Origin of the sequence: Mesorhizobium dulcispinae (genome assembly GCF_033977345.1) — a bacterium.
Lineage (GTDB): Bacteria > Pseudomonadota > Alphaproteobacteria > Rhizobiales > Rhizobiaceae > Mesorhizobium > Mesorhizobium dulcispinae.
The window spans coordinates 56,844-83,353 of the sequence record NZ_JAVIIY010000009.1; the positions used below are offsets into that span (position 1 = coordinate 56,844).

General features: G+C 64.0%; 22 protein-coding genes and 1 tRNA gene. 11 read left to right on the forward strand and 12 right to left on the reverse strand.

Annotation, left to right across the window (positions count from 1 at the left end; genetic code table 11):
- Nucleotides 1–22: 22 nt before the first annotated feature.
- Nucleotides 23–1,018 carry a UDP-glucose 4-epimerase GalE gene (gene galE / locus RFN30_RS19870; RefSeq protein ID WP_320263784.1) on the reverse strand — a complete coding sequence of 332 codons (996 nt, stop codon included), beginning with the start codon at nucleotides 1,016–1,018 and terminating at the stop codon, nucleotides 23–25.
- A gap of 278 nt (nucleotides 1,019–1,296) precedes the next feature.
- Here galE and hemA point away from each other — a divergent pair, with 278 nt between their 5' ends.
- Nucleotides 1,297–2,574 (forward strand): 5-aminolevulinate synthase, encoded by a 1,278-nt coding sequence (gene hemA, locus RFN30_RS19875; RefSeq protein WP_320263785.1) that lies wholly within the window; start codon nucleotides 1,297–1,299, stop codon nucleotides 2,572–2,574.
- Between the two features lie 11 nt (nucleotides 2,575–2,585).
- On the opposite strand, the gene RFN30_RS19880 is transcribed toward hemA, so the two are convergent.
- A complete protein-coding gene (locus RFN30_RS19880) occupies nucleotides 2,586–3,752 on the reverse strand; it encodes a pyridoxal phosphate-dependent aminotransferase (protein ID WP_320263786.1) in 1,167 nt (388 codons plus the stop codon).
- A gap of 112 nt (nucleotides 3,753–3,864) precedes the next feature.
- The gene (gene mscL, locus RFN30_RS19885) at nucleotides 3,865–4,284 is read right to left on the reverse strand and encodes a large conductance mechanosensitive channel protein MscL (protein ID WP_320263787.1); all 420 of its coding nucleotides are present in this window, start codon (nucleotides 4,282–4,284) and stop codon (nucleotides 3,865–3,867) included.
- A 337-nt stretch (nucleotides 4,285–4,621) separates the two neighbouring features.
- Between mscL and RFN30_RS19890 the strand changes: the two genes are divergently transcribed.
- Nucleotides 4,622–8,107, forward strand: a complete 3,486-nt coding sequence (locus RFN30_RS19890) for a PAS domain-containing hybrid sensor histidine kinase/response regulator (protein ID WP_320263788.1) — start codon at nucleotides 4,622–4,624, stop codon at nucleotides 8,105–8,107.
- Between the two features lie 13 nt (nucleotides 8,108–8,120).
- Here RFN30_RS19890 and RFN30_RS19895 read toward each other — a convergent pair whose 3' ends face one another.
- Nucleotides 8,121–8,756: a TetR/AcrR family transcriptional regulator gene (locus RFN30_RS19895; protein ID WP_320263789.1), complete on the reverse strand. Its 636-nt coding sequence runs from the start codon at nucleotides 8,754–8,756 to the stop codon at nucleotides 8,121–8,123.
- Nucleotides 8,757–8,843: 87 nt separating this feature from the next.
- On the opposite strand from RFN30_RS19895, the gene RFN30_RS19900 reads away from it, so the two are divergent.
- Together RFN30_RS19900 and RFN30_RS19905 are read left to right on the forward strand one after the other, a co-directional pair.
- Nucleotides 8,844–9,500 carry an O-methyltransferase gene (locus tag RFN30_RS19900; RefSeq protein ID WP_320263790.1) on the forward strand — a complete coding sequence of 219 codons (657 nt, stop codon included), beginning with the start codon at nucleotides 8,844–8,846 and terminating at the stop codon, nucleotides 9,498–9,500.
- A gap of 129 nt (nucleotides 9,501–9,629) precedes the next feature.
- Nucleotides 9,630–9,887 (forward strand): hypothetical protein, encoded by a 258-nt coding sequence (locus tag RFN30_RS19905; RefSeq protein ID WP_320263791.1) that lies wholly within the window; start codon nucleotides 9,630–9,632, stop codon nucleotides 9,885–9,887.
- A 78-nt stretch (nucleotides 9,888–9,965) separates the two neighbouring features.
- On the opposite strand, the gene RFN30_RS19910 is transcribed toward RFN30_RS19905, so the two are convergent.
- Together RFN30_RS19910 and RFN30_RS19915 are read right to left on the reverse strand one after the other, a co-directional pair.
- Nucleotides 9,966–10,625, reverse strand: a complete 660-nt coding sequence (locus tag RFN30_RS19910; RefSeq protein ID WP_320263792.1) for a response regulator transcription factor — start codon at nucleotides 10,623–10,625, stop codon at nucleotides 9,966–9,968.
- A gap of 120 nt (nucleotides 10,626–10,745) precedes the next feature.
- Nucleotides 10,746–11,183: a hypothetical protein gene (locus tag RFN30_RS19915; RefSeq protein WP_320263793.1), complete on the reverse strand. Its 438-nt coding sequence runs from the start codon at nucleotides 11,181–11,183 to the stop codon at nucleotides 10,746–10,748.
- A 114-nt stretch (nucleotides 11,184–11,297) separates the two neighbouring features.
- Between RFN30_RS19915 and RFN30_RS19920 the strand changes: the two genes are divergently transcribed.
- Together RFN30_RS19920 and RFN30_RS19925 are read left to right on the forward strand one after the other, a co-directional pair.
- Nucleotides 11,298–11,648 (forward strand): DUF952 domain-containing protein, encoded by a 351-nt coding sequence (locus RFN30_RS19920; protein WP_320263794.1) that lies wholly within the window; start codon nucleotides 11,298–11,300, stop codon nucleotides 11,646–11,648.
- Nucleotides 11,645–12,724: a quinone-dependent dihydroorotate dehydrogenase gene (locus RFN30_RS19925; protein ID WP_320263795.1), complete on the forward strand. Its 1,080-nt coding sequence runs from the start codon at nucleotides 11,645–11,647 to the stop codon at nucleotides 12,722–12,724. The genes RFN30_RS19920 and RFN30_RS19925 overlap by 4 nt, the downstream gene beginning before the upstream one ends.
- Here the strand turns inward: RFN30_RS19925 and RFN30_RS19930 are convergent.
- Nucleotides 12,721–14,058 carry an MATE family efflux transporter gene (locus RFN30_RS19930; RefSeq protein WP_320263796.1) on the reverse strand — a complete coding sequence of 446 codons (1,338 nt, stop codon included), beginning with the start codon at nucleotides 14,056–14,058 and terminating at the stop codon, nucleotides 12,721–12,723. The genes RFN30_RS19925 and RFN30_RS19930 overlap by 4 nt on opposite strands.
- A 122-nt stretch (nucleotides 14,059–14,180) precedes the next feature.
- Here RFN30_RS19930 and RFN30_RS19935 point away from each other — a divergent pair, with 122 nt between their 5' ends.
- On the forward strand, nucleotides 14,181–15,083 hold the full coding sequence (locus RFN30_RS19935) for a histone deacetylase family protein (RefSeq protein ID WP_320263797.1): 903 nt from the start codon (nucleotides 14,181–14,183) through the stop codon (nucleotides 15,081–15,083).
- A gap of 11 nt (nucleotides 15,084–15,094) precedes the next feature.
- Here RFN30_RS19935 and RFN30_RS19940 read toward each other — a convergent pair whose 3' ends face one another.
- Nucleotides 15,095–15,358, reverse strand: coding sequence for a DUF6460 domain-containing protein (locus tag RFN30_RS19940; RefSeq protein ID WP_126085936.1), 264 nt, complete (start codon nucleotides 15,356–15,358; stop codon nucleotides 15,095–15,097).
- A 142-nt stretch (nucleotides 15,359–15,500) separates the two neighbouring features.
- On the opposite strand from RFN30_RS19940, the gene RFN30_RS19945 reads away from it, so the two are divergent.
- A tRNA-Gly gene (locus RFN30_RS19945) sits at nucleotides 15,501–15,574 on the forward strand.
- Between the two features lie 339 nt (nucleotides 15,575–15,913).
- Here RFN30_RS19945 and RFN30_RS19950 read toward each other — a convergent pair.
- The 4 genes from RFN30_RS19950 to RFN30_RS19965 form a co-directional block, all read right to left on the reverse strand.
- On the reverse strand, nucleotides 15,914–16,447 hold the full coding sequence (locus RFN30_RS19950; RefSeq protein WP_320263798.1) for a hypothetical protein: 534 nt from the start codon (nucleotides 16,445–16,447) through the stop codon (nucleotides 15,914–15,916).
- 231 nt (nucleotides 16,448–16,678) lie between these two features.
- On the reverse strand, nucleotides 16,679–20,137 hold the full coding sequence (locus RFN30_RS19955; protein WP_320263799.1) for an AAA domain-containing protein: 3,459 nt from the start codon (nucleotides 20,135–20,137) through the stop codon (nucleotides 16,679–16,681).
- Nucleotides 20,138–20,598: 461 nt separating this feature from the next.
- A complete protein-coding gene (locus RFN30_RS19960) occupies nucleotides 20,599–20,943 on the reverse strand; it encodes a protamine-2 (modular protein) (RefSeq protein ID WP_320263800.1) in 345 nt (114 codons plus the stop codon).
- A 107-nt stretch (nucleotides 20,944–21,050) separates the two neighbouring features.
- Nucleotides 21,051–22,040 (reverse strand): LysR family transcriptional regulator, encoded by a 990-nt coding sequence (locus tag RFN30_RS19965; protein ID WP_320263801.1) that lies wholly within the window; start codon nucleotides 22,038–22,040, stop codon nucleotides 21,051–21,053.
- A gap of 292 nt (nucleotides 22,041–22,332) precedes the next feature.
- Here RFN30_RS19965 and chvE point away from each other — a divergent pair, with 292 nt between their 5' ends.
- The 3 genes from chvE to mmsB all read left to right on the forward strand — a co-directional run bounded on the left by chvE (nucleotide 22,333) and on the right by mmsB (nucleotide 26,418).
- Complete coding sequence (gene chvE, locus RFN30_RS19970) at nucleotides 22,333–23,403, forward strand: multiple monosaccharide ABC transporter substrate-binding protein (RefSeq protein WP_320263802.1); 1,071 nt, start codon at nucleotides 22,333–22,335, stop codon at nucleotides 23,401–23,403.
- A 190-nt stretch (nucleotides 23,404–23,593) separates the two neighbouring features.
- Nucleotides 23,594–25,129, forward strand: coding sequence for a multiple monosaccharide ABC transporter ATP-binding protein (gene mmsA, locus RFN30_RS19975; protein ID WP_320263803.1), 1,536 nt, complete (start codon nucleotides 23,594–23,596; stop codon nucleotides 25,127–25,129).
- Nucleotides 25,126–26,418, forward strand: coding sequence for a multiple monosaccharide ABC transporter permease (gene mmsB / locus RFN30_RS19980; RefSeq protein ID WP_320263804.1), 1,293 nt, complete (start codon nucleotides 25,126–25,128; stop codon nucleotides 26,416–26,418). Before mmsA ends, mmsB begins: the two co-directional genes overlap by 4 nt.
- The last annotated feature ends 92 nt before the right edge of the window (nucleotides 26,419–26,510 follow it).

The following is a 26,510-nucleotide window of genomic DNA, read 5'->3' on the forward strand; positions in this document are numbered from 1 at the left end:
TTGGCCCAACAGCTAGCTGTGCCTAGCTCCGTGCTGAGTTCTTGCCGGTCAGGATGCGTTCCCAGGCCAGCGCATCCTTCACGATCTGGTCGAGATCGTCGCGCTGCGGCGTCCAGCCGAACTCCTTGCGGGCAAGGTCGGAATTGGCGACCACGGCGGCGGCATCGCCGGGCCGACGCTTGCCCATGCGGACGTCGAAATCATGGCCGAAGGCGCGGCGCACGCTGTCGATCACTTCCAGCACCGAATAGCCGTGGCTGTAGCCGCAATTGGCGATCAGGCTCTCGCCGCCATCGCGCAGCCGCTGCAACGCCAGCCGGTGCGCCGCCGCGAGATCGCTGACATGGATATAGTCGCGGATGCAGGTGCCGTCCGGCGTCGGATAGTCCTTGCCGAAAACCTGCATGAAGGGCCGCTTGCCGAGCGCGGTTTCGCAGGCGACCTTGATGAGATGCGTGGCGCCGGGCGTCGACTGGCCGGTACGGCCCTTTGGATCGGCGCCGGCGACGTTGAAATAACGCAGCGCCGTGTAGCGGATGTCATGTGCGAGGCCTGCGTCGCGCAGCATCCATTCGCTCATCAGCTTGGAGAGGCCGTAAGGCGATTCCGGCGCCAGCCGCGCGTCCTCGCGCACCGGCTCCAGTCCGGCGCCACCGTAGACGGCGGCCGTTGAAGAGAAGATGAAATGCGGCACGCCCTCGCGAATTGCGGTTTCGATCAGGGTGCGGGTCTTGCAGGTGTTGTTCTCGTAGTAGCCGAGTGGATCGGAGACCGATTCCGGCACGACGATCGAGCCGGCAAAGTGGATGATGGCGTCGACCTTGTTCTCGCGGATGATCCGGCCGACCAGCTCACGGTCGGCGACGTCACCGACGACAAGCTTTGCCTCGGGCGCCACCGCCCATTCGAAGCCGGTAGAAAGCCGGTCGAGCACGACGACGCTTTCGCCGGCGTCGAGAAGCTCCCAGACCATGTGGCTGCCGATATAGCCGGCGCCGCCTGTCACCAAAACCGTCATCTGATACCTCGCTGATCAAGATTTATCGGAAACTGTCTCAACAGCCACCGTGCTGGAAACCCCGCCGCAAGCCCATTAGCCTCCCTTTTGTGTTAAGTCTGTAACAGTTCCTCCTGCCCGAGGCATTGTACCGAAACAAAACTGGTTCACATCCCGGGAATAGGCCACGATCCGGCATCGTTAGGAACAGGCCCGGGGCGTGGCATTTTGACCGGTGCGGCGCGGTGGACGTGGCATAGGCCTGTGACTATGATCCGGCGCAAAATTGGGAAGCCGACATGAACTACCAGCGGTTCTTCGAAGACGCGATCGACCAGCTCCATGCGGAACGGCGCTACCGCGTTTTTGCCGACCTCGAGCGCATGGTGGGCAAGTTTCCGCGCGCCATCTGGCGCTCGAACGGTCGCGCCCAGGAAATCACCGTCTGGTGCTCGAACGACTATCTCGGCATGGGCCAGAACCCGGATGTGATCGCCGCCTTCCAGAGCGCGGCCGGCAAGATGGGCTCGGGCGCCGGCGGCACCCGCAACATTTCCGGCACGTCCAATCCGCTGGTCGAGCTCGAGCATGAGCTCGCCGATCTGCACGACAAGGAAGCCGCGCTTGTCTTCACCTCCGGCTTCGTCTCCAACGAGGCCTCGATCTCGACCATCGCCAGGCTGCTGCCAAACTGCCTGGTGCTCTCGGACGAGCTGAACCACGCCTCGATGATCGAGGGCGTGCGCCGCTCCGGCGCCGAGAAGAAGATCTTCCGCCACAACGACGTCGCGCATCTGGAAAGCCTCTTACAGGCAGCCGGCCGCGAGCGCGCCAAGCTCATCGTCTTCGAAAGCGTCTATTCGATGGACGGCGACATCGCGCCGATCAAGCAGATCGTCGAGCTCGCCGAGCGCTACAACGCCATGACCTATATCGACGAGGTGCATGCGGTGGGCATGTACGGCGCGCGCGGCGGCGGCATCACCGAGCGCGAGGGCCTGGCCGACCGCATCGACATCATCGAGGGCACCTTGGCCAAGGCCTTCGGCACGCTGGGCGGCTATATCACCGGCGCAAGCGCGGTGATCGACGCGGTGCGCTCCTATGCGCCGGGCTTCATCTTCACCACCGCGCTGCCGCCGGCGATCGCCGCCGCCGCCACCACTTCGATCCGGCATCTCAAGCGCTCGCAGGCCGAGCGCGACGCGCAGCAGCGCCAGGCGGCGCGAACCAAGCAGGTGCTTGCCGCGGCCGGGCTGCCGGTCATGGAATCCTCCACCCATATCGTGCCGGTGCTGGTCGGCGATCCGGAGCTCTGCAAGATGGCGAGCGACCGCCTGCTCGGCGTCCACGGCATCTACATCCAGCCGATCAACTACCCGACGGTGCCGCGCGGCACCGAGCGGCTGCGCATCACGCCGACACCGTTCCATTCGGACGCGCTGATCGCCGAGCTGCAGGACGCGCTGGTCGAGACCTGGGATGCGCTCGGCATCCCCTATGCCGCCTCCGGCCGCCCGGCCGTCGCGAAAACCGACCGGATCATTCCGCTGTTGGTGCCGAAGTCAGGCGGCTGAAGCCGCCTGTCTCACACCGTCTTCATCCATTTCGCCAGGCGATGCGCCGCTTCCTCGAGCTGATCGAGGCGGCGGTGGAAGCAAAGCCTGAGGAAGGCCTCGCCGCCGGGGCCAAAGGCCGTGCCGGGCGCCAGGCCGACATTGGCGTTGTCGACGATGTCGAAGGCCGCCGTGCGGGAATCGGTGATGCCGTCGACGGTGAAGAACAGGTAGAACGCGCCCTGCGGCACGGTGAAGCGCGCCTTGCCGGTGGCACCCAGGATATCGCACACGAGGTCGCGCGCGGCGCGTGCCCGCTCGACCTGTTCGACGATGAAGCCGTCGCCCTCGTCGAGGGCGGCAACCGCGCCGCGCTGCATGAACTGCGCGACGCCCGAGGTCGAATACTGGATCAGGTTCTCGAACACCTGCTGTAGCGCCGGATGGGTCTTGATCCAGCCGACGCGCCAGCCGGTCATCGCCCAGTTCTTCGAAAAGCTGTTGACGAACAGGATGCGGTCCTCGTCCGTGGCGATGTCGAGGAAGGACGGCGCGCGACCATGGCCGTAGTGGAACAGCGAATAGATCTCGTCGGCTATGATCCAGAGATTGCGGGCGCGGGCCAGATCGAGGATCGCTTTCAGCGTATCCTTGTCTGCGGTCCAGCCGGTCGGGTTCGACGGCGTGTTGATGAACAGCGCCTTCGTCCGCGGCGTGATGGCGGACGCTATCTTGTCGACGTCGCAGGACCAGCCATTGCCGGACTGGTCGAGCGTGACCGCAACCGGAACAGCGCCCGCAACACCGGCGGCGGCGGCGAAATTCGGCCAGGCCGGCGAGAGATAGACGACCTCGTCGCCGCTGCCGGCAATCGCGTCGATCGCCAACTGGATCGCATGCATGCCGGAAGCGGTGACGATGAACTCTTCATCGGCGAAGCGTTTGCCGAAATGCCTGGCGTAATAGCGGGCGAGCGCCTGTCTGAGCTCGGGAATGCCCTTCTGCCAGGTGTAGAAGGTCTCGCCATTGGCGAGCCCGCGGGCGGCGGCATCGCTGATGAAGGAAGGCGTCGGCAGGTCGCCCTCGCCGGCCCAGAGCGGGATCAGGCCTTCGCGCAAACGGCCGTGATTGACGACGGCGACAATGCCGCTTTCGGGGGCGGCACGAGCCTCAGTGCGCAAGGTCTGGATCAGGGTCATGCAGGAATCCGTCCGGTTTTCCACGACTGCTAACGCCTTTTGCGGCAGCCGGAAACAGAAAACCCCGGCCGCGAACGGTCGGGGTTTTGGTCCAGCGTGTCCGTCTTTGAGATTATCTCTTGGCGAGCAGGTCGCGGATTTCGGTCAGAAGTTGGACATCGGCCGGCGGCGGCGCGGCAGCGGCGGCGGGCTTCTCGCGCTCCAGCCGCTTGCGCAGATTGTTCACCGCCTTGACCATCAGGAAGATGATGAAGGCCATGATCAGGAAATTGATGACCTGGGTGACGAAGCTGCCATAGGCGAAAACCGCCCCCTGCTTACGGGCATCCACCAGGTTGGTGGCAGTCACGTTGTGCGACAGGCCGATGAAGTAGTTGGAGAAATCAACGCCACCGAGCGCGCCGATGAAGGGCATGATGATATCGTCGACCAGTGAGGTGACGATCTTGCCAAAGGCAGCGCCGATGATGACACCGACGGCCAAATCCATCACATTGCCTTTGGAAATGAATTCCTGGAATTCTTTCAGCATTCGGACCCTCCTTGCCATGACCGGCCGTGCCGCCGCCCCGGCTCTCCGGCGCCGACCGAAGCCACAATAACAAAAACCCCCAGTTGCAAAATCGGAAAAAGGGCGAAGCCACCGGTTTGTGTTTATGCTCAGCCGTCAGGCACATATGCACCGAAAGCCGCGATGGACTCGGGCTTTAAGCTGTGGTTGCGTTAAGAGCGATCCAGCGTTTAATGGAAACGCTGGATCGCTCTAAGTATTTGTTCTTACGCAATTCCGGAGGGAAAACCGCGACGCACTTTTCCCGGAATTGCTTGGGCAGACCGGGTGAGGGCCGGTCAGGGAGGAAGTTCGAACCGTGCAAGGCTGGTTCGTCGTCATCATCGCGATCGCCTATGTGACGCTGCTTTTTGCCATTGCCAGCGTCGGCGACCGGCGCTCGGTGGCTGCCGGGCTCGGCCGGGCGCGGCCCTTCATCTACGCGCTCAGCCTCGCCATTTACTGCACCTCCTGGACCTTCTTCGGCTCGGTCGGCCTTTCCTCTGAACGCGGCCTCGAATTCCTCGGCATCTATACCGGCCCGGTGCTGGTCTTCGTGTTCGGCTTCCCGCTGCTCAACCGCATCGTGCGGCTGGCCAAAAGCGAGAAGATCACCTCGATCGCCGACTTCCTCGGCGCCCGCTACGGCAAGAGTTTTACCGTCGCGGCGATCGCGACGCTGATCGCCACGATCGGCGCCGTGCCCTATATCGCGCTGCAGCTGAAGGCTATCTCCGGCTCGGTCAGCCTGATGATCGAGCACTATACCGGCTCGCCGCCTTCCTTCGATCCGTTCGTGAGCGACATCTCGCTGGTGGTGGCGATGCTGCTGGCGCTGTTCGCCGTGCTGTTCGGCACCCGCCACGCCGACGCCACCGAGCACCAGGACGGGCTGGTGCTGGCGGTCGCGGTCGAAACCGTGGTCAAGCTCGCCGCGTTCCTCGCCATCGGCCTGATGGTGACCTTCCTCATCTTCGGCGGCCCCGGCGACATGCTGGCGACGCTCGCCGCAAATGCCGAGGTGCGCCAGGCCATGGGCTACAACACCTCCCTGGCCACGTGGCTGGTGCTGACGACCCTGAGCGGCTTCGCAATCCTGATGCTGCCGCGCCAGTTCTACGTCACCATCGTCGAGAATCGCAGCGAGGCGGAGCTGCGCACCGCGACCTGGGTGTTCCCGCTCTATCTTGTGGCGATCAACCTGTTCGTGCTGCCGATCGCCTTTGCCGGCCTGTCGCTGGTCGGCACCAGGACCAGCAGCGACCTTTACGTGCTGTCGCTGCCGTTATTCAGCGGCCACGACGTGCTCGCCATGGCCGCCTTCATCGGCGGTCTGTCGGCGGCGACCGCCATGGTCATCGTCGAGAGCGTGGCGCTGTCGATCATGATCTCAAACGACCTTGTCATCCCGCTGTTCGTGCGCCGACTGCTCAAGACCCCTTCTTCGCAGAATGAGGACTGGTCGACGCTGATCCTCAACGTCAGGCGGGCGTCGATCTTCATCATGCTGTTCATCGCCTTCCTCTATTACCGCGAGAGCACCAACAGCGCGCGGCTGTCCTCGATCGGGCTGATGTCGTTTGCCGCGATCGCCCAATTCGCGCCGGCTCTGATCGGCGGGCTGATCTGGCGCCGCGCCAATGGCCGCGGCGCCGCGCTCGGCATGGTCGCCGGCATCGCGGTCTGGGGCTACACGCTGCTTCTTCCCTCGCTTGCGGGCTACAAGGCCGACATTGTTGTCCACGGCCTGTTCGGTTTCGAGGCGCTCAGGCCGCAAGCGCTGTTCGGCACCGTCGGCGAGCCGCTGAACCATGGCGTGATGTGGAGCCTGTCGGTCAACGCGCTGTTCTTCGTGCTGGGCTCGCTCTCCCGCGCATCCGTGCCGCTGGAGCGCATCCAGGCGGCGATCTTCGTGCCGCGCGAGGCGGGCCCGATGCCGAGCCTGCGGCGCTTCCGCACCGCCGTCACCGTCAACGACCTCAAGGACACGATCTCCCGCTATCTCGGCGTCGAGCGCACCGAACGCTCTTTCCAGTCCTTCGAGAAGAACGCGAACGTCTCGCTGCACGGCAAGGAACAGGCCAGCATGGACGTCATCCGCTTCTCGGAGCAGTTGCTGGCGAGCGCCGTCGGCTCGTCCTCTGCACGGCTGATCCTGTCGTTGCTCTTCCGCCGCAACGACCGCGACTCCAAGGACGCATTCCGGCTGCTCGACGACGCCACCGAGGCGCTGCAGCACAACCGCGACCTGTTGCAGATCGCGCTCGACCAGATGGAGCAGGGCATCACCGTCTTCGACCGCGATTTCCGGCTGATCTGCTGGAACCGGCAATACCGGGCGCTGTTCGACCTGCCGGACGAGATGGGCCAGGTGGGCGTCTCGCTCGACCAGATTCTCCACCATCTTGCCGAGCGCGGCGACATTCCCGCCGACCAGCGGGTGACGATGCTCAACCGGCTGACCAGTTTCGTCAGCCCGTGGCAGATGGAACTCAGGACCAGCGGCCGCATCCTGGAGCTGCGCTCCAACCCGATGCCGGATGGCGGCATCGTCGCCACCTATGCCGACATTTCCGGCCGCGTCGAACAGGACCTGGCGCTGAAGCGGGCCAATGAATCGCTGGAGCAGCGGGTCAGGAGCCGCACCGCCGAGCTTACCCGCGTCAACGAGGAGCTGGCGCAGGCGCAGATGCTGGCCGAGGAAGCCAACCTCAGCAAGACGCGCTTCCTCGCCGCCGCCGGCCACGACATCCTGCAGCCGCTGAACGCCGCCCGGCTCTATTGCTCCTCGCTGATCGAGAAGGCCGGCAAGGGGCCGGCCGGCAAGGCGGCGGTCAACATCGAATCCTCGCTGGAATCGGTCGAGACCATCCTCGGCGCGGTGCTCGACATCTCGCGACTCGACGCCGGCGCGTTGAAGCCCGAGGACACCGCCTTCAGCCTTGGCGGGCTGCTTGGCCAGATCGGCAACGATTTTCGCCCGCTCGCCGCCGAAAAGAAGCTCGGCCTGAAAATCATGCCGTCCTCGCTCGGCGTCATGACCGACCGCAACCTGCTTCGCCGGCTGATCCAGAACCTCGTTTCCAACGCGATCAAATACACGCGCGACGGCCGCATCCTGGTCGGTGTCAGGCGGCGCGGGGAGTTAGCCGAGATCCAGGTGATCGACACCGGCATCGGCATTGCCGGTGACAAATTGAACACCGTCTTCCATGAATTCACACGGCTGGACGAAGGCGCGCGCGAGGCCGAAGGCCTCGGCCTCGGCCTTTCCATCGTCGACCGCATCGCCAGGGTTCTCAGGCTCGAAATCCGCATCTATTCCAATCCGGGCAAGGGCACGCGCTTTTCCGTCATCCTGCCGGTCGCGGTGGTCGCGACGCCGCCGCGCGAGATCGGCAAGGCCCCCGCACGCGCGGCATCCTCGCTTGCCGGACTCAATGTGCTCTGCATCGACAATGACGCGCGCATCCTCGACGGCATGCGGCTGCTGCTCGAAGGCTGGGGCTGCAGCGTCGAGACCGCCTCGGGATCGGCAGACCTCATGCGCCCCGGCGCGATGAGGCCGGATGTCGTGCTTGCCGACTACCATCTCGACGGCAGCACCGGGCTCGACGCGATCGGCAGGCTGCGCGCCGCCTACGGCCAGGACCTGCCTTGCGTGCTGGTTACCGCCGACCGTTCCAGCGAGGTGCGCGCTGCCGCGGGCAAGCTCGATATTCCTGTGGTCAACAAGCCGCTGAAACCGGCCGTGCTCCGCTCGATGATGGCGCGCGTCAGGGCGCTGGCGCCGGCGGCGGAGTGATCCCCCGTCCCACCTACCCTTGGTGTCCCAGGCTTCTGAGATAGGCACAAAACATGTCGGCGAGCGCGTCGGAATAGGTTTCGATCTCGGCTGACGTGCGCGGGTTTGCCGAAAAATCCGCTCCCACCGCGCTGAGCGTCTTGATGATCAGCTCTCCGGCGAGGTCGCGAACAAGATCCGAAGCCTCGGGCAGCGTCTCTTGCATGAAGATCTCGACGGTGCGGTTCGCCATGGCCCTTGCCTCCTGGGCCTCCGGCGCGTCGCGATAGAGCGGGGCTGCGTCGTTCAGCGCGCCGCGCACCGCCGCCTCTTCGCATTCGGAGCGGATGAACGCATGTACCAGCGTGCGTATCCGTTCGAGCGGCGGTTTTCCGACGTCCTCGAGAATGCCGCATAAGAGGTCGGTCGTCTGGCGCCACTCGTCGCTTTGCAAGCGAAACAGCAACGCCGCCTTGTTCGGGAAATATTGATAGAGCGAGCCGACGCTGACACCCGCCTTCTCGGCAACGCGCGTGGTGGTGAAACGCTGCGCGCCTTCATTCGCCAAAACCTGAGCAGCCGCCTGCAAAATCGCCGCGACCAGCTCCGTCGCGCGCGCCTGTTTGGGCTGTTTTCGGGTGGAAATTGAAGGGCTTGGGCGTTGGACCATGGCGACGCGCGGGAATGCGAATTGGAAACCTGAAGGATTATTCGTATTTTTCGAGCAACACAAGAACGCACTCGATCGGAGCCCATCATGACCACCCTGACCGCAACCCCGCTGGCGCCCCTGCTCGCCCGCCTGTTCGAGGAAGCCAATGCTGCGACCAGCCCGGCGATGGCCCAGTACTCGAGCGAGGAACAAGCGCGCCTGCTCGGCAGCGAGACCGAATACCTCGATTTCTACGGCAGCCTGAAGGATCTCTGGCTCGCGGTTTCGCCGCAAACCGGCACGCTGCTCTACATGCTGGCGCGCAGCACCGGCGCGCGTATCATCGTCGAGTTCGGCACTTCTTTCGGCATCTCGACGCTCTATCTTGCAGCTGCGCTGCGCGACAATGGCGGCGGCCGCCTGATCACGACGGAATTCGAGCCATCCAAGGTGACACGTGCCAAGGCCAATCTGACGGAAGGCGGCCTTATCGACCTGGTGGAAGTCCGCGAGGGCGATGCGCTGGAGACGCTCGCCGCCGACTTGCCCGACCGGATAGACCTTCTGCTGCTCGATGGCGCCAAGGCGCTCTACCCGGAAATCCTCAACCTGGTCGAGAGCCGGCTCAGGCCCGGCGCGCTGGTCATCGCCGACAATGCCGACTTCTCGCCCGAATATCTGGAGCGCGTGCGCTCGCCGGCGGGCGGCTACATGTCGACGCCGTTCGGCGACGACGTCGAGCTGTCGATGCGGCTCGGCTGAAAAGGCCCGGCACAAGCAGATCAACAACTCACGCCGCTCTTCAAGCGGCCGTAGGCGTTCACGTCAGCCAACGCGCCATCCCCGGCCCTCGGGCCCCGAGCCCCGGGCCTTCGACGCGTAGGTGACATCATGACCACAATTTCATCCTCCTGGCGCGGACTGCCGCGCCCGGCGCTGCTCGGCCAGTTGCTGTTCTTCTGCGCAGGTTTCGCGATCGGCAGCGCGCTGCATGCGCTCGCGCCACGGCTGCCCTGGGTTGCCGGCATTCCGCTGGTGGCCATCGCGTGCCTCGGCTTCGGAACCGTGATTGGAAAAACGCGAGACCCGTCGGCTTCGCCCGAGGACAATACCGTGCTACAGGCAAGTTCGGTCGAAAACTATCGCTGACCTGGTGTAAAGGTCTGCAGCGCTGGACCGTTGCGGCAGGCCGAAGCTCAATGTTGCGACTGAAGCGGGTGCCTGCGATCAGCTCACCGGCTGCAGCGGGTCGCCGCCGATCTTGGAAAGCTGAATGACCGCCTGGGTGCGGCTGTCGACGCCGAGCTTTTGCAATATGGCCGAGACATGCGCCTTGATGGTGGCCTCGGAGACGCCAAGCTCATAGGCGATCTGCTTGTTGAGCAGGCCTTCGGCCAGCATGCCGAGCACGCGCGTCTGCTGCGGCGTCAGCGCCTGCAGCCGCTTGATCAGGTCCGAAATCTCGGGATCGCGCTCGACGCCGAGCTCGATGCCTGCGGGCGCGGCGATATCGCCGGCAAGCACGGCCTGCACGGCGGCGCGGATCTCCTCCATGCTTGCCGATTTGGAGATGAAGCCGGAAGCGCCGAGATCGAGCGCGCGGCGGATGGTGACCGGATCATCATGCGCCGACACCACCACCAGCGGCACCGAGGAATGGATGCCGCGCAGCGAGATCAGGCCCGACAGGCCGCTGGCGCCCGGCATCGACAGGTCGAGCAGCACCATGTCGATGTCCTCATTGGCAACGACCAGCGCCTTGGCGCTTTCGAAATCGCCGGCCTCGTGGATGGCGGCGACATCGCCGATGCCGGCAAGCGCCTCCTTCAGCGCGCCGCGAAACAGCGGATGGTCGTCGGCGATGACGAAGGTGTAGCCTGACGGCAAATATTCCTCCCCGATCCCATCGCTGATTTATGTGCTTCTTGCGGGATCGGAACGATTATGCGGCGGCGCGGCCGGTTTTCAAGCGGCAAAGGGCAGGAGACGAGCTTTCTCCAGAGCGGATCAGGTCTTTTGCGGAGTGGGCTTCGCGCCGCCGTCGCCTTCTTCCCTGTCCATGTCCTTGACGATGTCCATGAAGCTGCGGAAGAAGCGCTCCATGTAACTCAACGTCTTGTTGAAATCCTCCTCGCTCGGCAACTGGGATTCGAGCCGAGCGGAGGGCGAGTTCTCGAGCTTGGCGACGCGTTCGTCGAGCGCCTTCACCGAACTCTGCAGCCGGTCGATCTCATCTTGGAAGGCGGCGCGCTCGTCGGCCGCCATCTTGCAGACGAGTTGGCCGGAGTGCTCCTCGCAGATCGACATCGCCCCGGTCTGGGTATCCATGCGGACATAGCCGTTAGCCGACTTTTCCAGCCGATAGCGGTCGGTCTCCTCGGAATAGGCCGATGCGGCGACCAGCGAGCAAAGCGCCGCCGGGACTAGGATGTGCTGCAGACGCATGTTGTTTATCCTCCATGAGCCGTTGAGCCAAGAATATCACAGGTTTGCGCCTGAAATGGGGAAGAGTTCGCAAGCACCCTTTCCCCCATGGTTCGTTCGGACTATAGCGCGACAATGTCTCAGATTATCTACAAGATCGCGCCTGAAACCATGTGGCGCGAAGCGGAACGCAACGGCCGCTTCGCCGGGGCGCCGATCGACATCGCCGACGGCTTCATCCATTTTTCCACCGCTGCCCAGGTGCGTGAGACGGCGGCCAAGCATTTCGCTGGTCAGACGGACCTGCTTCTGGTTGCTGTCGACGGAGCGCGGCTTGGCGAGGCGCTGAAATACGAGATCTCGCGCGGTGGCGCCTTGTTCCCGCATCTCTACGCCCCGCTCGATCTCGATGCCGTTCTTTGGGTAAAGCCGCTGCCGCTTGGCGCGGATGGCTCGCATCAGTTTCCGACGCTGGAGGGCGAATGAGCGTGCTCGACCAGATCGGCCAGAAACTGCTTTTCTCCTTCGATCCGGAAACAGCGCATGGACTATCGATCGCGGCGCTGCGATGCGGCCTGCCGGTCGCCTCGCCTTCCCCGCGCGACGCGCTGCTCAGGGTCAACGTCTGCGGCCTCGATTTCCCCAACCCGCTCGGCATGGCGGCCGGCTACGACAAGAACGCCGAGGTGCCGGATGCGCTGCTCAAGCTTGGCTTCGGCTTCGCCGAGGTCGGCACGATCACACCGCTGCCGCAGCCGGGCAACCCGAAGCCCCGCATCTTCCGGCTGACGGCCGACGAGGCCGTGATCAATCGGCTCGGCTTCAACAATGAAGGTCATGACGCCGCCGAAAGGCGCCTTGCGGCGCGCAAGGGCCGCGCCGGCATTGTCGGCGTCAACATCGGCGCCAACAAGGACAGCGCCGACCGCATCGCTGACTATGAGCGCGGCGTCGCCCGCTTCGCGCCCTATGCCAGCTATCTTACCGTCAACATCTCCTCGCCCAACACGCCAGGCCTGCGCAACATGCAGGCGCGCGAGCAGCTCGGCGAGCTTCTGTCGCGCGTGATGGCGGCGCGCGCAAAGGCGCCAGCGCAGCCGCCCGTCTTCCTCAAGATCGCGCCGGACCTCGTCGAGGCGGAACTCGAAGACATCGCCGCCGAAGTCATCGAGAAGAAGATCGACGGCGTCATCGTTTCCAACACGACGCTGTCGCGGGCCGGGTTGCGCAGCGCAAGCCTCGCCGGCGAAGCCGGCGGGCTGTCGGGCAAGCCGCTTTTCGAGCGCTCGACGGCGGTGCTCGCCCGGATGCGCAAGCTGCTCGGCCCAAAAATGGCGATCATCGGGGTCGGCGGAGTCGACTCAGCAGAAACCGCGCTGGAAAAAATCCGCGCCGGCGCCGATCTCGTCCAGCTCTATACCGGCATGATCTATGCGGGACCGGGGCTGCCCGCGCGCATCGTTGCCGGCATGGCGCGGTTCGCGGATCGGGAGCGGCTCAAATCCATCCGGGAATTGCGCGACACGGCCTGCGAGCGCTGGGCCGCCAGACCGCTCAGCTAAAACGCTGTCCGCACCCTGAGCCTGAGCACCGTAAGCAGGCTCAGCCCGCGCACCAGCAGGAAGACGTGCAGCGCCGCCCAGAGGCCGTTGTTGCCGAAAGCCGGCGCCAATGTAATGAGCGCGGCGCAGAAGGCGAGGAACGACACGAGCATCATGTTGCGCATGTCGCGCGACCAGGTGGCGCCGATGAAGACGCCGTCCATCTGGAAGGCGAGCACGCCGCTCAGCGCCGTGAAGGCGGCCCAGGGCAGATAGGCGTCGGCGGCCTGGCGGACATCCGCCGAGGTCGTCACCAGCGCTACAAGGTTGGCGCCGGCCGACAACAACACCAGGGTCGCAATACCGGCGAGGCCGAAACCCCAGATCAGCGTCAGCCGCACGGCCTGCCGGAACGGCGTTGCCGCATTCGCGCCGATGGCGCGGCCGGCGAGTTGCTCGGCAGCGGTCGCAAAACCGTCGAGGAAGTAGCCGGCGACGAGGAAGAAGTTCATCAGCACGGCGTTGGCGGCGAGCGTCACCGTGCCGAACTGCGCGCCCTGCCTGGTGAACAGAGCAAAGGCGGCAAGCAGCGAGAAGGAGCGGATCATGATGTCGCGGTTGAGCGACAGCATGCGCCGGTAGGCCGGCAGGTCGAGGATGCGACGGCGCGACGGCCGCTCCAATTTGCGGAAGCGGCTGAGCACGATGGCGAGGCCGAGCAGCATCGCCAGGAACTCGCCGGTGACGGTCGCCCAGGCAACGCCGGCAACACCCCAGCCGAGTTCGAGGCCGAGCAGGAAGCAGAGCACGATGTTGATGCCGTTGAGCACCGCCTGCAGCATCAGGCCGAGCCCGCCTTCGCCTCGCCCCAGCACGTAGCCCAATACGGCGTAGTTGATGAGCGAGAAGGGCGCGGCGAGCAGCCTGATGCGGATATAGACCGACATCGCCGCGCTGACGCGCGGCTCGGCGCCCATGAACCACTGGCCGGCCACGACAAAGAGCGGGGCAAATGCCGCAAGCACCACTCCGGCGACGACCGCGATCAGCACTGCCCGCCAGAAAACGGCCTGTTCCTCTAGCGGATCGCCGCGCCCGAAAGCCTGGGCGACGAGGCCGGTGGTGCCGGAGCGCAGGAAGTTGAATGTGGTGAAGACGACGTCGAACACCAGCGCGCCGGCGGCCAGGCCGCCGAGAAGAGCGGCATCGCCGAACTGTCCGACAACCGCCGTGTCGACGATGCCGAGCAGCGGCGTCGTCAGATAGGCGAGCGTCATCGGCACGGCAATCGCCAGCACCGAGCGGTTGCTGACGTTGAAGGATCTGGCGTTGATCTGGGTCGCACCCTTGTCCAAGGCCCGCTGCCTTAATTGTTGCGGCTTGATCGAAGAGCCGATGTGCCCCAGTTTGCCGCTGCCGCGCAATCGCCATCCGGTGACGGCCAACCGAATTCCAGCTCTGGCGCAGGCCGCCTGTCATGGCTTTGCAGATCGTCCACCATCCCGACTACGACGCCGGCTTTGCCGTCAACCACCGCTTTCCGATGAGCAAGTATCCCCTGCTGATGGCGGCCTTGCGCGCCCGCGGCCTGGCCGTTTCGGAGGCGCTTTCGATGCCGGAACCGGCGCCGGCGGCATGGCTGAAGCTCGCGCATGCGGCCGACTATGTCGACCATGTGCTGGCCTGCGAGGTGCCGGCGAGGATCGAGCGCGAGATCGGTTTTCCGGTCGGCCAGCGCGTATCGCTGAGAGCGCAGCTTGCCACCGCGGGCACAGTGCTGGCGGCGCGGCTGGCGCTGAAACACGGCATTGCCTGCAACGCCGCCGGCGGCAGCCACCACGCCAGGCGCGCGCAAGGCGCGGGCTTCTGCACCTTCAACGACGTGGCCGTGGCGTCGCTGGCGCTGCTGGCCGAGCGCGCCGTCGAACACATCCTGGTCGTCGATCTCGACGTGCACCAAGGCGACGGCACGGCGGACATCCTGAAGGATGAGCCCCGTGCCTTCACCTTCTCCATGCATGGCGAGCGCAACTATCCGGCGCGCAAGATCGCCTCCGATCTCGATATCGCGCTGCTGGACGGCACCGGCGACGCCGCCTATCTCGACCGGCTCCGCGCCATTCTTCCAGAGCTTTCCGCAAGACGGCGCTGGGATATCGTCTTCTACAATGCCGGGGTGGATGTCCATGTCGAGGACCGACTCGGCCGGCTGGCGCTCTCCGATGACGGCCTGCGCGCCCGCGACAAAATGGTGATCAGCCATTTCCGCGCTCGCGGCATTCCGCTGTGCGGCGTCATCGGCGGCGGTTATTCGACCGACGTGCCGGCGCTTGCCCAGCGCCACGCCATCCTGTTCGAGGCGGCAGCCGCCTACGCCTGACGCTCGCCAGGCTACTTCCTGTAGCTGGCGATCCTAAGCAGGATGAAGGCCGGCACGACGATCGCCGCACCGAGCAGGATATAGCCCAGGAAGCGGTCGATGGCGTGGAAGCCGAGGTTCCACAAATCGATGAAGAACTGGCGGATGCCATAGAAAACGTCCATCGGCGACCAGCCGAAAGCGTGCATGACGAGACCGACGAGGAAGGAAACCACCAGCAGCTTCACGAGCACCCTGAGTGGCGTGTCGCCGAGGAAGCGTGTCAGTGCGGACAAGGCCGTTCTCCGGTTCAAGCTGCCCGATTCGGCAGCGCAACTTCAGAAATACGCACTCGGTTGTTCAGCATCAAGCAGTGTGGCGCCGATGCAGCTTTGCCGATTGCTAGATGCGGGGCCCTCATGGTAACGAGGCTGCTGCGCGGGTATGATGTAATGGTAGCTTGTCAGCTTCCCAAGCTGAACGCGCGGGTTCGATTCCCGCTACCCGCTCCATCGTGCGCCAACACGCCGCAGCCAAAGAGGTGGTAGGCAATGGCTGATTTTATGCAGTTGGTCTCTCTTCTGCGTGAGCAGATGAATGCCACCCTGTCTCGGTCCGAGGTCCTCAAACCTCTTGCATGGCTAATTGCTCTTTTGCTCGGAATGGCCGCGGAAGCGTGAAATCGCAAGGCAGAAAGTCGGCCGGCGAGCCGGATAATCAGTTTCAACTTTCGCTGTTTTTGCCGGCAATTCGAGGGCGGCAGGAGTCAAAACACTCGATTGAAGCCGTTCGGCTTTTCACTGGCCTGTCACGCCGGCAGCCAACGTCTTGAGCAGGGTCAGGTCGTAGGTTTATTTCTTCGAAGTCAGATAGTCCCAGTACTCTCTCATTGCCGTCGGTGCGATCATAACCAGATTTCCGAAGTTCGGATTTGACTCTATCGGCACGTAAAGCCAACGCTGCCCCTCCTGCCGGAACCGAAGCATTTTGCCGCCGTGCAAGACAAACGAGATAGTCGTGTTTTTACGGTCGAGGGTTTCGACGTATCGTGCACCAATGTAGCAACCCGTCTCAATGAATGCGCTGTCAGTGGCGATCATTCTTATACGCAGGTGCGACAATGGACCGGTTAAAGAGATGGTCGCGATGGTCGCGAGCGCCGCTATCCCACTGACGACCAGGATTGGTCTCACGGTCGGATCAGCTTTCATAGCCTCCAAATTCCATCTGAAGCCACCTGGTGCTGTCAGTCCGTTGAAACAGACTCCCGCAATCCAAATGGCGACAAAAACGATGATGAGGCCAAACACCTTGAAGCAGGCGATCAGCGCCAACTGCAAGCACGTCGGCGTGGCATATGAACCGTCGAGCAGCAGGTCAGGCATGCTGACAAAATGGCCGGAGCTTACGCCCAACGCAAGCCTCGCCTTTTCACCGGCCTGTCATGCCGGCGCTACGGTCCGGACGTTTTACAATCGGAATCTAACCCTTTGTTTTCAAATAAGCGGCTTTTGCCTTGTTTTACAACCAACCCATTGAGATGACGGCGAAAAGGGCTAGCTTCCCAAGCTGAACGCGCGGGTTCGATTCCCGCTACCCGCTCCAAGCGCTCAAATTTATTCCCGCGATCCCTCGCGCTCGGGCTTCCTGCGAAGGGCCTCCACTTCCTTCCAGGCGTTGCCCACATGGATCGCGGCATCCTTGCCGCGATAGAGGAAGGAGACCTCGTGCCGCTGGAAGTCGCTGTCGCGATCCCGAAGGGCAGACAGCCAGTTGAAGGAGCCCTCGACGATCCAGCTTTCGTCGACCGTCAAGGTCTTGTTGTGGGCGCCGTCCAGGGACCATACTTCGGCTCCGCTCGCGCGCAGGATGTCGATTGCCATGACGGTCCTGGGCAACAGACGACGATCATCGCCGCAGTTGAGATAGTGGTCATAGGCGACGACGATGCGGGGCCCGCCTCGACGCGATAGCAGCAGGGACGCCAGGTTGTCCGCCTCGATGGCCTTGTTCGACAAATAGGGCGACACGATAAGGACGCGCTCGTTGGCTTCGCCGACGGCCCGGCGCAGAACGTCGCGATGGGCTGCGAGATCGTTGAGACGTTCCAGCTCCGAGCGTCCTTCCTTCAGCACGATCGGGCTGATCGGCTCGATATCGGTGATCTCGTTCTCCGGGGCGGCGAACAGGTAGGCTCCTAGCAGGCCGGACGGCAGCGCCCTCTGTTCCGGCCGGAACAGCCTGATGTCGCCGAAGACCAGGAAGCTTTCTTTCGCGCGGGATACGGCGACATTGAGCATCGAAACGCCGCGGTCGAAGAACATGCCACCGGAATGGCCGGCACTGTAGACGGGCGAGAACAGGACCACGTCCTTTTCCGCGCCCTGCAATGTGTGGACCGTGCCCACGGTGATGTTCTCGTCGCCAAGACCGGCTTTCTTCAGCTCTCGGCGCAACACTGCGATCTGGGCTCGGAAGGGCGTCACGATGGCGACCACATCGCCCAGCTTTTTGGCTCGGTGACGGCCGACGAGTTCCGCCCTCCGGTGGCCCAGCCAGTCGGCGATGACGCCCGCCTCGTCGGCATTAGTCCAGCTCAGGCCTGCGCGCGTGGCGACGCCGGGCACATGGGCGTAACCCAGCGGCGGCAGGGGGTGCTCGCCGTCGGGACGCATCGGCTTGAGGGCGCCGCGATAGGCAAGCTCGTTGCAGTAGGCGATGACGGAGGCGCGACACCGCCAATGCTCCTCGAGGAACAGTCCCCGGTGCGGCGGTGCGGCGAAGGCTGTTGCCGCTTGCGCCATCGCCATCACGGAGCCTTCCGAGGCCAGCATGCCGTCGCGCTCCAACAGAGGCTTGTCCCTGTCCAGGCCCCACTTGGCAAGATTGCCGAAATCGGTATCCGTATCGATGCCCCAGACGGGTTCGAGCTGCTGTGTGTCCCCGACCACCAACGCCCTGCGGGCGAAGGCGAACAGCGCGCCGCCGACCTGCGGCGACACCTGCCCCGCCTCGTCGACGATCAGCAGGTCGATGAAGCCGATCAGCGGCTGGTTGGCGCCGTCGAAGTAGTCGAACAGGCGCGGCGCGGTGTAAGCGGTCGACACCAGGCAGGGCGTCAGCTTGGCGAACCGCCGCCAGCGCCGCTCGCACATATCCCGACTGCGGCCGGTGAAGGTCTTGTCGTTGCGGGCGAGCGCCTCCGCCGTTTCGATCAGCCAGCGGCCCTCCCAGTAGCGCGCGGCGAGATGGAACAGCTCGGGACGGACAATCGTATCGAGCCGGGCCTCGGCGCGCTCCGGCGCCTCGGCGATCTCGTCGAGGGCGGCCGCCGGCAGAAGGGACTTCAGCGAGCTCATCCACCCTTCCCAGCCGGCGACGACGTTCTGCTTGACGGCGATGGCAGCTTCGCCCGCCCTGACGGTGTCATCCAGCCAATGGCGCAAGGCCGGCGCGTTCAGAACCGTCTTCCAGCTCCAGGCCGGATCGGCCAATCCCTTGGAGTCCAGGAAGGAATACGCGTGCGCCCACAGCCGCCTCTTCACCGGCGGCAGCCAGGACAGGAGCGACTCGATGAGAGAACCCTGAATCAGCCGCAGAGCCTCATGGCCGTGACGTTTGAACTCCTCCAACCACTCCCGTTCCCTTCCGGCTTCTGCCTTTAGCCGCTCGATGTCGTGCCAGCTCGGAAGCGCGCCGTCGGGCGAACGCGCGAGAAGGTCGCGATACCGGCCGCACGCGGCTCTCAGAGTTTCGACCTTGGCCGACAGGGCTCCCCGCAGAGCCTCGACCGCCTGCCCCATTTCGTCAGGCTGGCTCCCCGCCCAGAGGGCGAACCGGGATTGCCAGTAAGACATGGCGCGGCTGACATAGGCTGCATTCTCCATGCGCCCCGGCAGCCCCTTCCAGGGCTGCCCATGCGTCTTGCACCACGCGAAGGCAAGCTCGTCCTTGATGCCCTTCCCGGCCTCCGAGATCGAAGGCAGATAGAGCCCGTACTGGCTGAAGTCAGGTAGCCAGCGCTCGGCCAGCGGCAATCCGGCCAGGGGATGCGTCTTCGGCAGCGTCGCGCGTGCGAACGTGTCGAGGATGTTGGTGATGGCCTTGTTGTTGGTGGAGCTGGCCAGGATGACGGGCGGCTCGCCATTGCGTTCCAGCGCGCGCTCCACCCACAAGGACGCGACGAGGCTCTGGATGAAGGTGGTCTTTCCCGTGCCGGGTGGACCGTTGACGGCCACGATCTCGCCGTCGACGGCCGCCAGCACCGCGCCCAGCGACTGGCGCTGGCTGCGATTGAGAGGGAAGCCGCCGCCCATCTGTCCGAGATGCCGGCGCGCCGCAGCATTGTCATCCTCGACGGTGGCGGTCACGTCGCGCGCCGGCGGCGGTGCTGCGAAGCGGGCAAGCAATGGCGGAGCGTCATCGTCCCCGCGGTTGATCAGAACCTCGTAGATATTTCGGATTGGCCCGCTCGTATCGGGAGGCGGGGAACCATGGGCGATGAATGCGCCCAGGTCGACATGCCGCTCCGGCACCCAACTGCCGGGATCACCGCCAAAAAGGCGGGAGAACATCTCGGTGACATAGGCCCAGAATTCCGGCCAGCCGGCATCTCTCGGCGGGAGAGGATTGCGAGTGCGGTATTCGTCTTCCGCCGCAACGGAGGAGAATGTCTGCGTTCCGGACGCCAGCGGCGCGAGCACCGCCCGGTCCGTGATGACCGGATCCGTCTGCTCGCCGGGAAGAGAGAGCACGCCGTGCCGGTCGACGTTGACGCACAGCCACAACGGCACCCGAGTCCGCCTCGCGGCCATGAAGGCAGCCGAGTGCTCGCGCTCCGGCTCAAGCACCACCACGGCGACGAGCACTTCGATGGATGTCAGTTCCTCGCGCTCCCTGGTGGAAAGGCCGGCCTCCGCGTCCCGCCACACCGCCTCGAGCGTTTCCGGTCCAAGCCGACCTGCAGCCAATTCGGCGCGCGGGCATGGATGGAGTGCAAGGGATTCGGGATCGACATGCCGGACGCCATCGAGAAGGGCGGAGCGCCAGTATCGTAACAGAGCGCGCAAGGACATGGCGATGGCGAATCCCCCGATGACGGGAACCGAACAACTGGCACTCCTGATAGCCCGTGTCCGGCAGCAGTCTCAAGCAATGACCGGATCGCCGAGGATTTCGACGTATCCCTTCCAGGAGACCAGCTGCTCGTGTCGACCCTATAGCGCGGAAATACAAATGCGCGTGACTTGGCGCAAGTTCAGGCCGCAGTGCAGTCCTCTGCTTCCAGTCCTTCGGCACAAGAGAACTCGGAAGACTGTTGGTGACAAGGGTCAGGTTGCGCGTTTTCACCTAGCCTGCGATCGGCGCACATAGGGTCCGACCAAGACAAAGCATCTTCCGGATGCGGTCCAGCATCCGAAGGCGAGCGCCCTGGTCGCGCCGGCCACACCCTGCCGGCAAGGCGGGTCTTGCCCAGATGGCAGACCCAAATCCAGCAATCCACGCAGCGAACGCAGGTCGTCGACAGTTTGTCGCCTCAGAGCCAGAAACTGATCCAGACGCGGCGGCGCCAGCAGCGGACGTGACGCCGACCATAGCGCCAGTAGCGGCGGCAGACCCTTCTCCAAACCCGCCGGCGGCGGCGACGGCGGTAGTACCGATCGCGATAGTAGCGACGGCGGCGGTAATAGTACTGAGCCGGCTGCAGCAGATCGGCCTGCTCGTCCTCCTCATAGATGGCCGGATCCGGCTTATCCAATTCATCGAGGATTCCGTTGCCTTTGGGGATGCCGGCAACCGCCTTGCCAGGTCCGGCCAGGCCTGCAAGTGCCGCTGCCCCCGCAACGCCAAGCATTCCAGTCAGAAACAACCGACGTTCCATCGAAACCTCCCGAGCTGTTGAGCATCGGCGGCTCGTCCCTCACCCGGAAAAACAGGCTCCGGCGCGCCGCCGATCGGTTTGAACGTGCGGGTGCTATTGTCGTTCCATCACCCCACTTCACGTAAGATGAAGTCGTGCAGCATCTTGGCGGCGGGCGAGAGCACGCGGTTCTTGACCGTGATCAGGCTGTAAGGCCGGACCTCGATGTCGAACTCGGTCTGCACGACATCGATCGCTCCGGACAGCCCGTCGGCGCCCTGGATGAACTTGGCCACCTGGACCGAAACGGGGGCGATGGCGTCGGATTGCGCCACCATCACCAGCGTCAAGAGCAGCGAAGAGGTGTTGAGGATGCGGTCGGGAAGCGGGATGTTGCGGTTCAGGAAATTGCTTTCCATCGCCTGGCGCAGCGGCGAGCCGCCGGACTGGAAGACCCAGTCATAGGCGGCCGTCTCCTCCAGGCCGACCATCCTGCCGCTGGCAAGCGGATGGCCGCGGCGCACGATCAGGCAGGCCTTCTCGATGCCGATGACGCGCGATTCGAACAGCCGCGGATTGAGGTCGTCGGGAATGCGGGCGATGATGAAATCGTGGCGGGACGCGATAAGCTCGCGGGCGAGCACGTTCGACGTCTCGACCTGCATGGTGATCTCGATGCGCGGATAGATGCGGCGGATCTCGCGGATCGCCGGCACCGCCAGCTCGATCGCCGGCGCGGTCACGGCGCCGAGGAACACCGAGCCGCCCTTGCCGGCCTTGAGCTCGGAAATCTCGCGGTCGGCCTCGCGCATCTCGAGCAGGATCGAGCGCGCGCGCCTGGCTAGCGCCTGGCCGTAAGGGGTCAGCGTCACGCCGCGCGGCAGCCGCTCGCACAACTTCACGTCGAGCACCGCCTCCATCTCGGCGATCATGCGCGAGGCGGCCGGCTGGGAGATGTTCATGACCTGGGCGGCGGCGCTCACCCGTCCGTGATCGTCGAGGGCGGCGATCATGCGCATATGGCGCAGGCTCAAACCGCTGCGCAGGAGCGTTTCCCCGTCGCCCGGGAGCTTCTCGTAACCACCTGAAATCGCATCAGGATCGCGCAATGCCGCCATGATTTCCCAGCCTCTCCGCCAGTTCTTTGCCGTACGCTAAACCATACCGGTTTCGGTATAGCAACCACCAAAGATCGCATTTGACAGTTATGTCAAAGGAACACACCCTTCGCGCGTTCCGAGGCGCAACGATCGGCAACGAGCAAAATCGTATCGATTGAAACTGCGTCACGGGGCCGATTGGGAGGATACCGGAGATCGATAAAGCCGACAGAGGCGCGACCGCGCTCCTGCTCGACTGCGCGGCCCGCGAAGCCCCGAGGTGTCGCGTCCATCAACCAGGGAGAGTAATGTGAAGATCATCAAGACACTGGCCGCCGTCGCGGCTCTTGGCGTCGCCGCCATGACCTATTCGGCGCACGCAGCCGACAAGGGTCTCGTCGGCGTGCTGATGCCGACCAAGACCTCGCAGCGCTGGATCAACGACGGCGACGCCGTCAAGTCCCAGCTCGAGGCCCTCGGCTACACGGTCGACCTGCAATATGCGCAGGACGATATCCCGAACCAGCTCAGCCAGCTGGAAAACGAAATCACCAAGGGCCCGAAGGCGCTGATCATCGCCTCGATCGACGGCACCACCATGGCCGATGCGCTGCAGAAGGCCAATGATGCGGGCGTCGTCACCATCGCCTATGACCGCCTGATCAAGAAGACCGGCAATGTCGACTACTACACCACCTTCGACAATTTCGGCGTCGGCGTCATCCAGGCGAATTCCCTGGTCAAGGGTCTCAAGGAGCGCTTCCCGAACACCAAGCCGTGGAACGTCGAGCTGTTCGGCGGCTCGCCCGACGACAACAACGCCTTCTTCTTCTACAACGGCGCCATGTCCGTCCTGCAGCCGCTGATCGATGACGGCTCGATCAAGATCAAGTCCGGCCAGATGGGCATGGACAAGGTCGGCACGCTGCGCTGGCTGGCCGCCACCGCCCAGGCGCGCATGGACAACCTGCTCTCGGCCAACTATTCGGACGGCAGCCGCGTCGATGGCGTCCTGTCGCCCTATGACGGCTTGTCGCGCGGCATCACCGCCTCGCTGCGCGCCGTCGGTTACGGCACGGACGCCCAGCCCTGGCCGATCGTGACCGGCCAGGACGCCGAGACCGCCTCGGTAAAGCTGATCATCTCGGGCGAGCAGTATTCGACCGTGTTCAAGGACACTCGCGAGCTGGCCAAGGCCACCGTGCAGCTGGTCGACAAGGTGCTTTCCGGCGGCAAGCCCGACGGCCTCGACGACAAGACCTACAACAACGACGTCAAGGTCGTTCCCTCGATCCTGTTGACGCCGCATGAGGTCGACAAGTCGAACTACCAGGCGCAGGTCGTCGACTCCGGCTACATCAAGGCCGACGAGCTGAAGTAATCTTGCCTCAAAGGAAGGGGTCCTGCGCGACGCAGGGCCCCTTTTCGTTCAGAAGCGAGCCCGGTATTGTTTTTGCCGGCTTCTGCAGCGCCATGCGCCGTCGCGGCGCGGGCAAGACTGCAGTATGTTGATTTCGCGCATGACATTTTCCGCAACAAATGGAATGCATGCGCCAGGGAGTGGATTCCTGATGAGCTCGACGATTTTGGAGATGCGCGACATCACCAAGACGTTCCCCGGCGTCAAGGCGCTGTCGAACGTCAACCTGAGCGTCGAGGAAGGCGAAATTCATGCCATCGTCGGCGAGAATGGCGCCGGCAAATCGACGCTGATGAAGGTGCTGTCGGGCGTCTATCCAACCGGCACCTATGAAGGCGAGATCGTCTTTCGCGGCCAGGAATGCCACTTCAAGGGCATCCATGACAGCGAGCATATCGGCATCGTCATCATCCATCAGGAACTTGCCCTGGTGCCGATGCTGTCGATCGCGGAAAACATCTTCCTCGGCAACGAGCACGCTACCTATGGCGTCATCGACTGGAACGCCAACGAGAAGCGCACCAAGGCCCTGCTCGACAAGGTCGGCTTGAAGGAAGACCCCAAGACGCTGATCACCAATATCGGCGTCGGCAAGCAGCAGCTGGTCGAGATCGCCAAGGCGCTGAGCAAGGAAGTCAAGCTGTTGATCCTCGACGAGCCGACCGCCTCGCTCAGCGAGAAGGACAGCCAGGCGCTGCTCGATCTCCTGCTCGAATTCAAACGCCAGGGCATGACCTCGATCCTGATCTCGCACAAGCTCAACGAGGTGAACCGTGTCGCCGACAAGGTGACGGTGATCCGCGACGGGCGCACCATCGAGACCCTGCCCAGGAAGGACATCAGCGAGGACCGCATCATCACCTCGATGGTCGGCCGCTCGCTCGACGACCGCTATCCGCCGCGCGAGCCGCAGATCGGCGACGTCATCTTCGAGGTCAAGGATTGGTCGGTGTACCATCCGATCCACGCCGAACGGCAGGTCATCAAGAACATCAGCCTCAATGTGCGCAAGGGCGAGGTGGTCGGCATCGCCGGGCTGATGGGCGCCGGCCGCACCGAATTCGCGATGAGCCTGTTCGGCCGATCCTACGGCCGGCACATCACCGGCGAGGTTTTGCTCCGCGGCAAGCCGATCGACCTCTCTTCGGTGAGCAAGGCCGTGGCAAGCGGCATCGCCTATGTCACGGAAGACCGCAAGACCTTTGGCCTCAACCTCATCGACCATATCAAGCACAATGTGACTTTAGCCAACCTCGGCGGCGTCTCCAGCCGCGGCGTCATCGACGACATGCGCGAGATGAGCGTCGCCAACGACTATCGCAAAAAGACCAACATCCGCGCCTCCAGCGTCTATCAGCTGACCGGCAATCTTTCGGGCGGCAACCAGCAGAAGGTGGTGCTGTCGAAATGGCTTTTCGCCGACCCTGAATTGCTGATCCTCGATGAACCGACGCGCGGCATTGATGTCGGCGCCAAATACGAAATCTATACGATCATCGCCCGCCTCGCCGCCGAGGGTAAGGCGATCGTCGTCATCTCGTCGGAAATGCCGGAGCTGCTCGGCATCACCGACCGCATCTATGTCATGAACGAAGGTCGTATCGTCGGCGAAATGGCGGCAAGCGACGCCAGCCAGGAAAAAATCATGCGCGCCATCGTTCGGGGAGAAGGAAAAAAAGCATCATGAGCACAGAAAGCGCTCCCGCGCCGCAGAGCGGCGTCGCCGAAGACGTCAAGCATGGTCCGCGCATCGCCGTCTCGGCGCTGACGACCAATCTGCGCGAATATGGACTGATCATCGCGCTGATCGTCATCATGCTGTTCTTCCAGTACACGACGTCGGGAACGCTGTTCAAACCGGTCAACCTCAGCAACCTGGTGCAGCAGAACTCGTTCATCATCGTGATGGCGCTCGGCATGCTCTTGGTGATCGTCGCCGGCTATATCGATCTCAGCGTGGGCTCGGTCGCCGGCTTCATCGGCGCGCTCGCCGCGATGATGATGGTCATCTGGCCGCTCGGGATATTCAGCAATCCGCTGGTGGTCTCGATCGTGTGCCTGATCGTGGGCGCCCTCATCGGCGCCGCGCAAGGCTACTGGATCGCCTATCACCGGATACCGAGCTTCATCGTGACGCTGGCGGGCATGCTGATCTTCCGCGGCATCTGCCAGGCGCTGCTTGGCGGCGGCTCCTCGGTCGGCCCGCTCCCCGACAGCTTCAAGGCGCTGAGCTCCGGCTTCATCCCGGACGTCATCGGCCCGCTGACGCTGATCCCGCCGACGGTGAACGCCGCCGGCAAGACCATCGTCGGCAGCGGGCTCACGCTGCACATGACGACGATCGTGCTCGGCCTGATCGCGGTGGTGGCCTATGCCTATTTCGGCCTGAGAGCCCGCCGCAAGCGTGAGCGCCACGGCTACGAGGCCGAGCCCTTCCCGCTGTTCGTCATCAAGACGCTGGTCGGCAGCGCGCTGGCGCTGTTCCTGGTGTTCCAGTTCGCAAGCTACCGGGGCCTGCCGGTGGTGCTTCTGGTGATGGGCGTGCTGATCTCGCTGTTCGTCTTCGTCACCAAGCGCATGACCATCGGCCGCCGCATCTATGCGATGGGCGGCAATGCCAAGGCAGCGCAGCTGTCGGGCATCAACACCGAAAGGCTGACGCTGCTCGTCTTCATCAACATGGGCGTGCTGTCGGCGCTCGGCGGCCTGATCATCGCGGCGCGCCTCGGCCAGGCCGTCCCGGCCGCCGGTCTTGGCAGCGAGCTCGACGTGATCGCGGCCGTCTTCATCGGCGGCGCCTCGGCGATGGGCGGCGTCGGACAGGTCATCGGCGCCGTGGTCGGCGGCTTCATCATGGGCGTCATGAACAACGGCATGTCGATCATGGGCGTCAATGTCGACTGGCAGCAGGTGGTCAAGGGCCTGGTGCTGCTCGGCGCCGTCATCTTCGACGTCTACAACAAGAACAAGGCTTAACGGCCGGAGGCAAGGACTAAGGAGGCATACGGGTTCTAGATCGCGGAGCTGCCGGCAACCCGTCGGCGCGAAGAAGTCCCGGAAGGACCAGG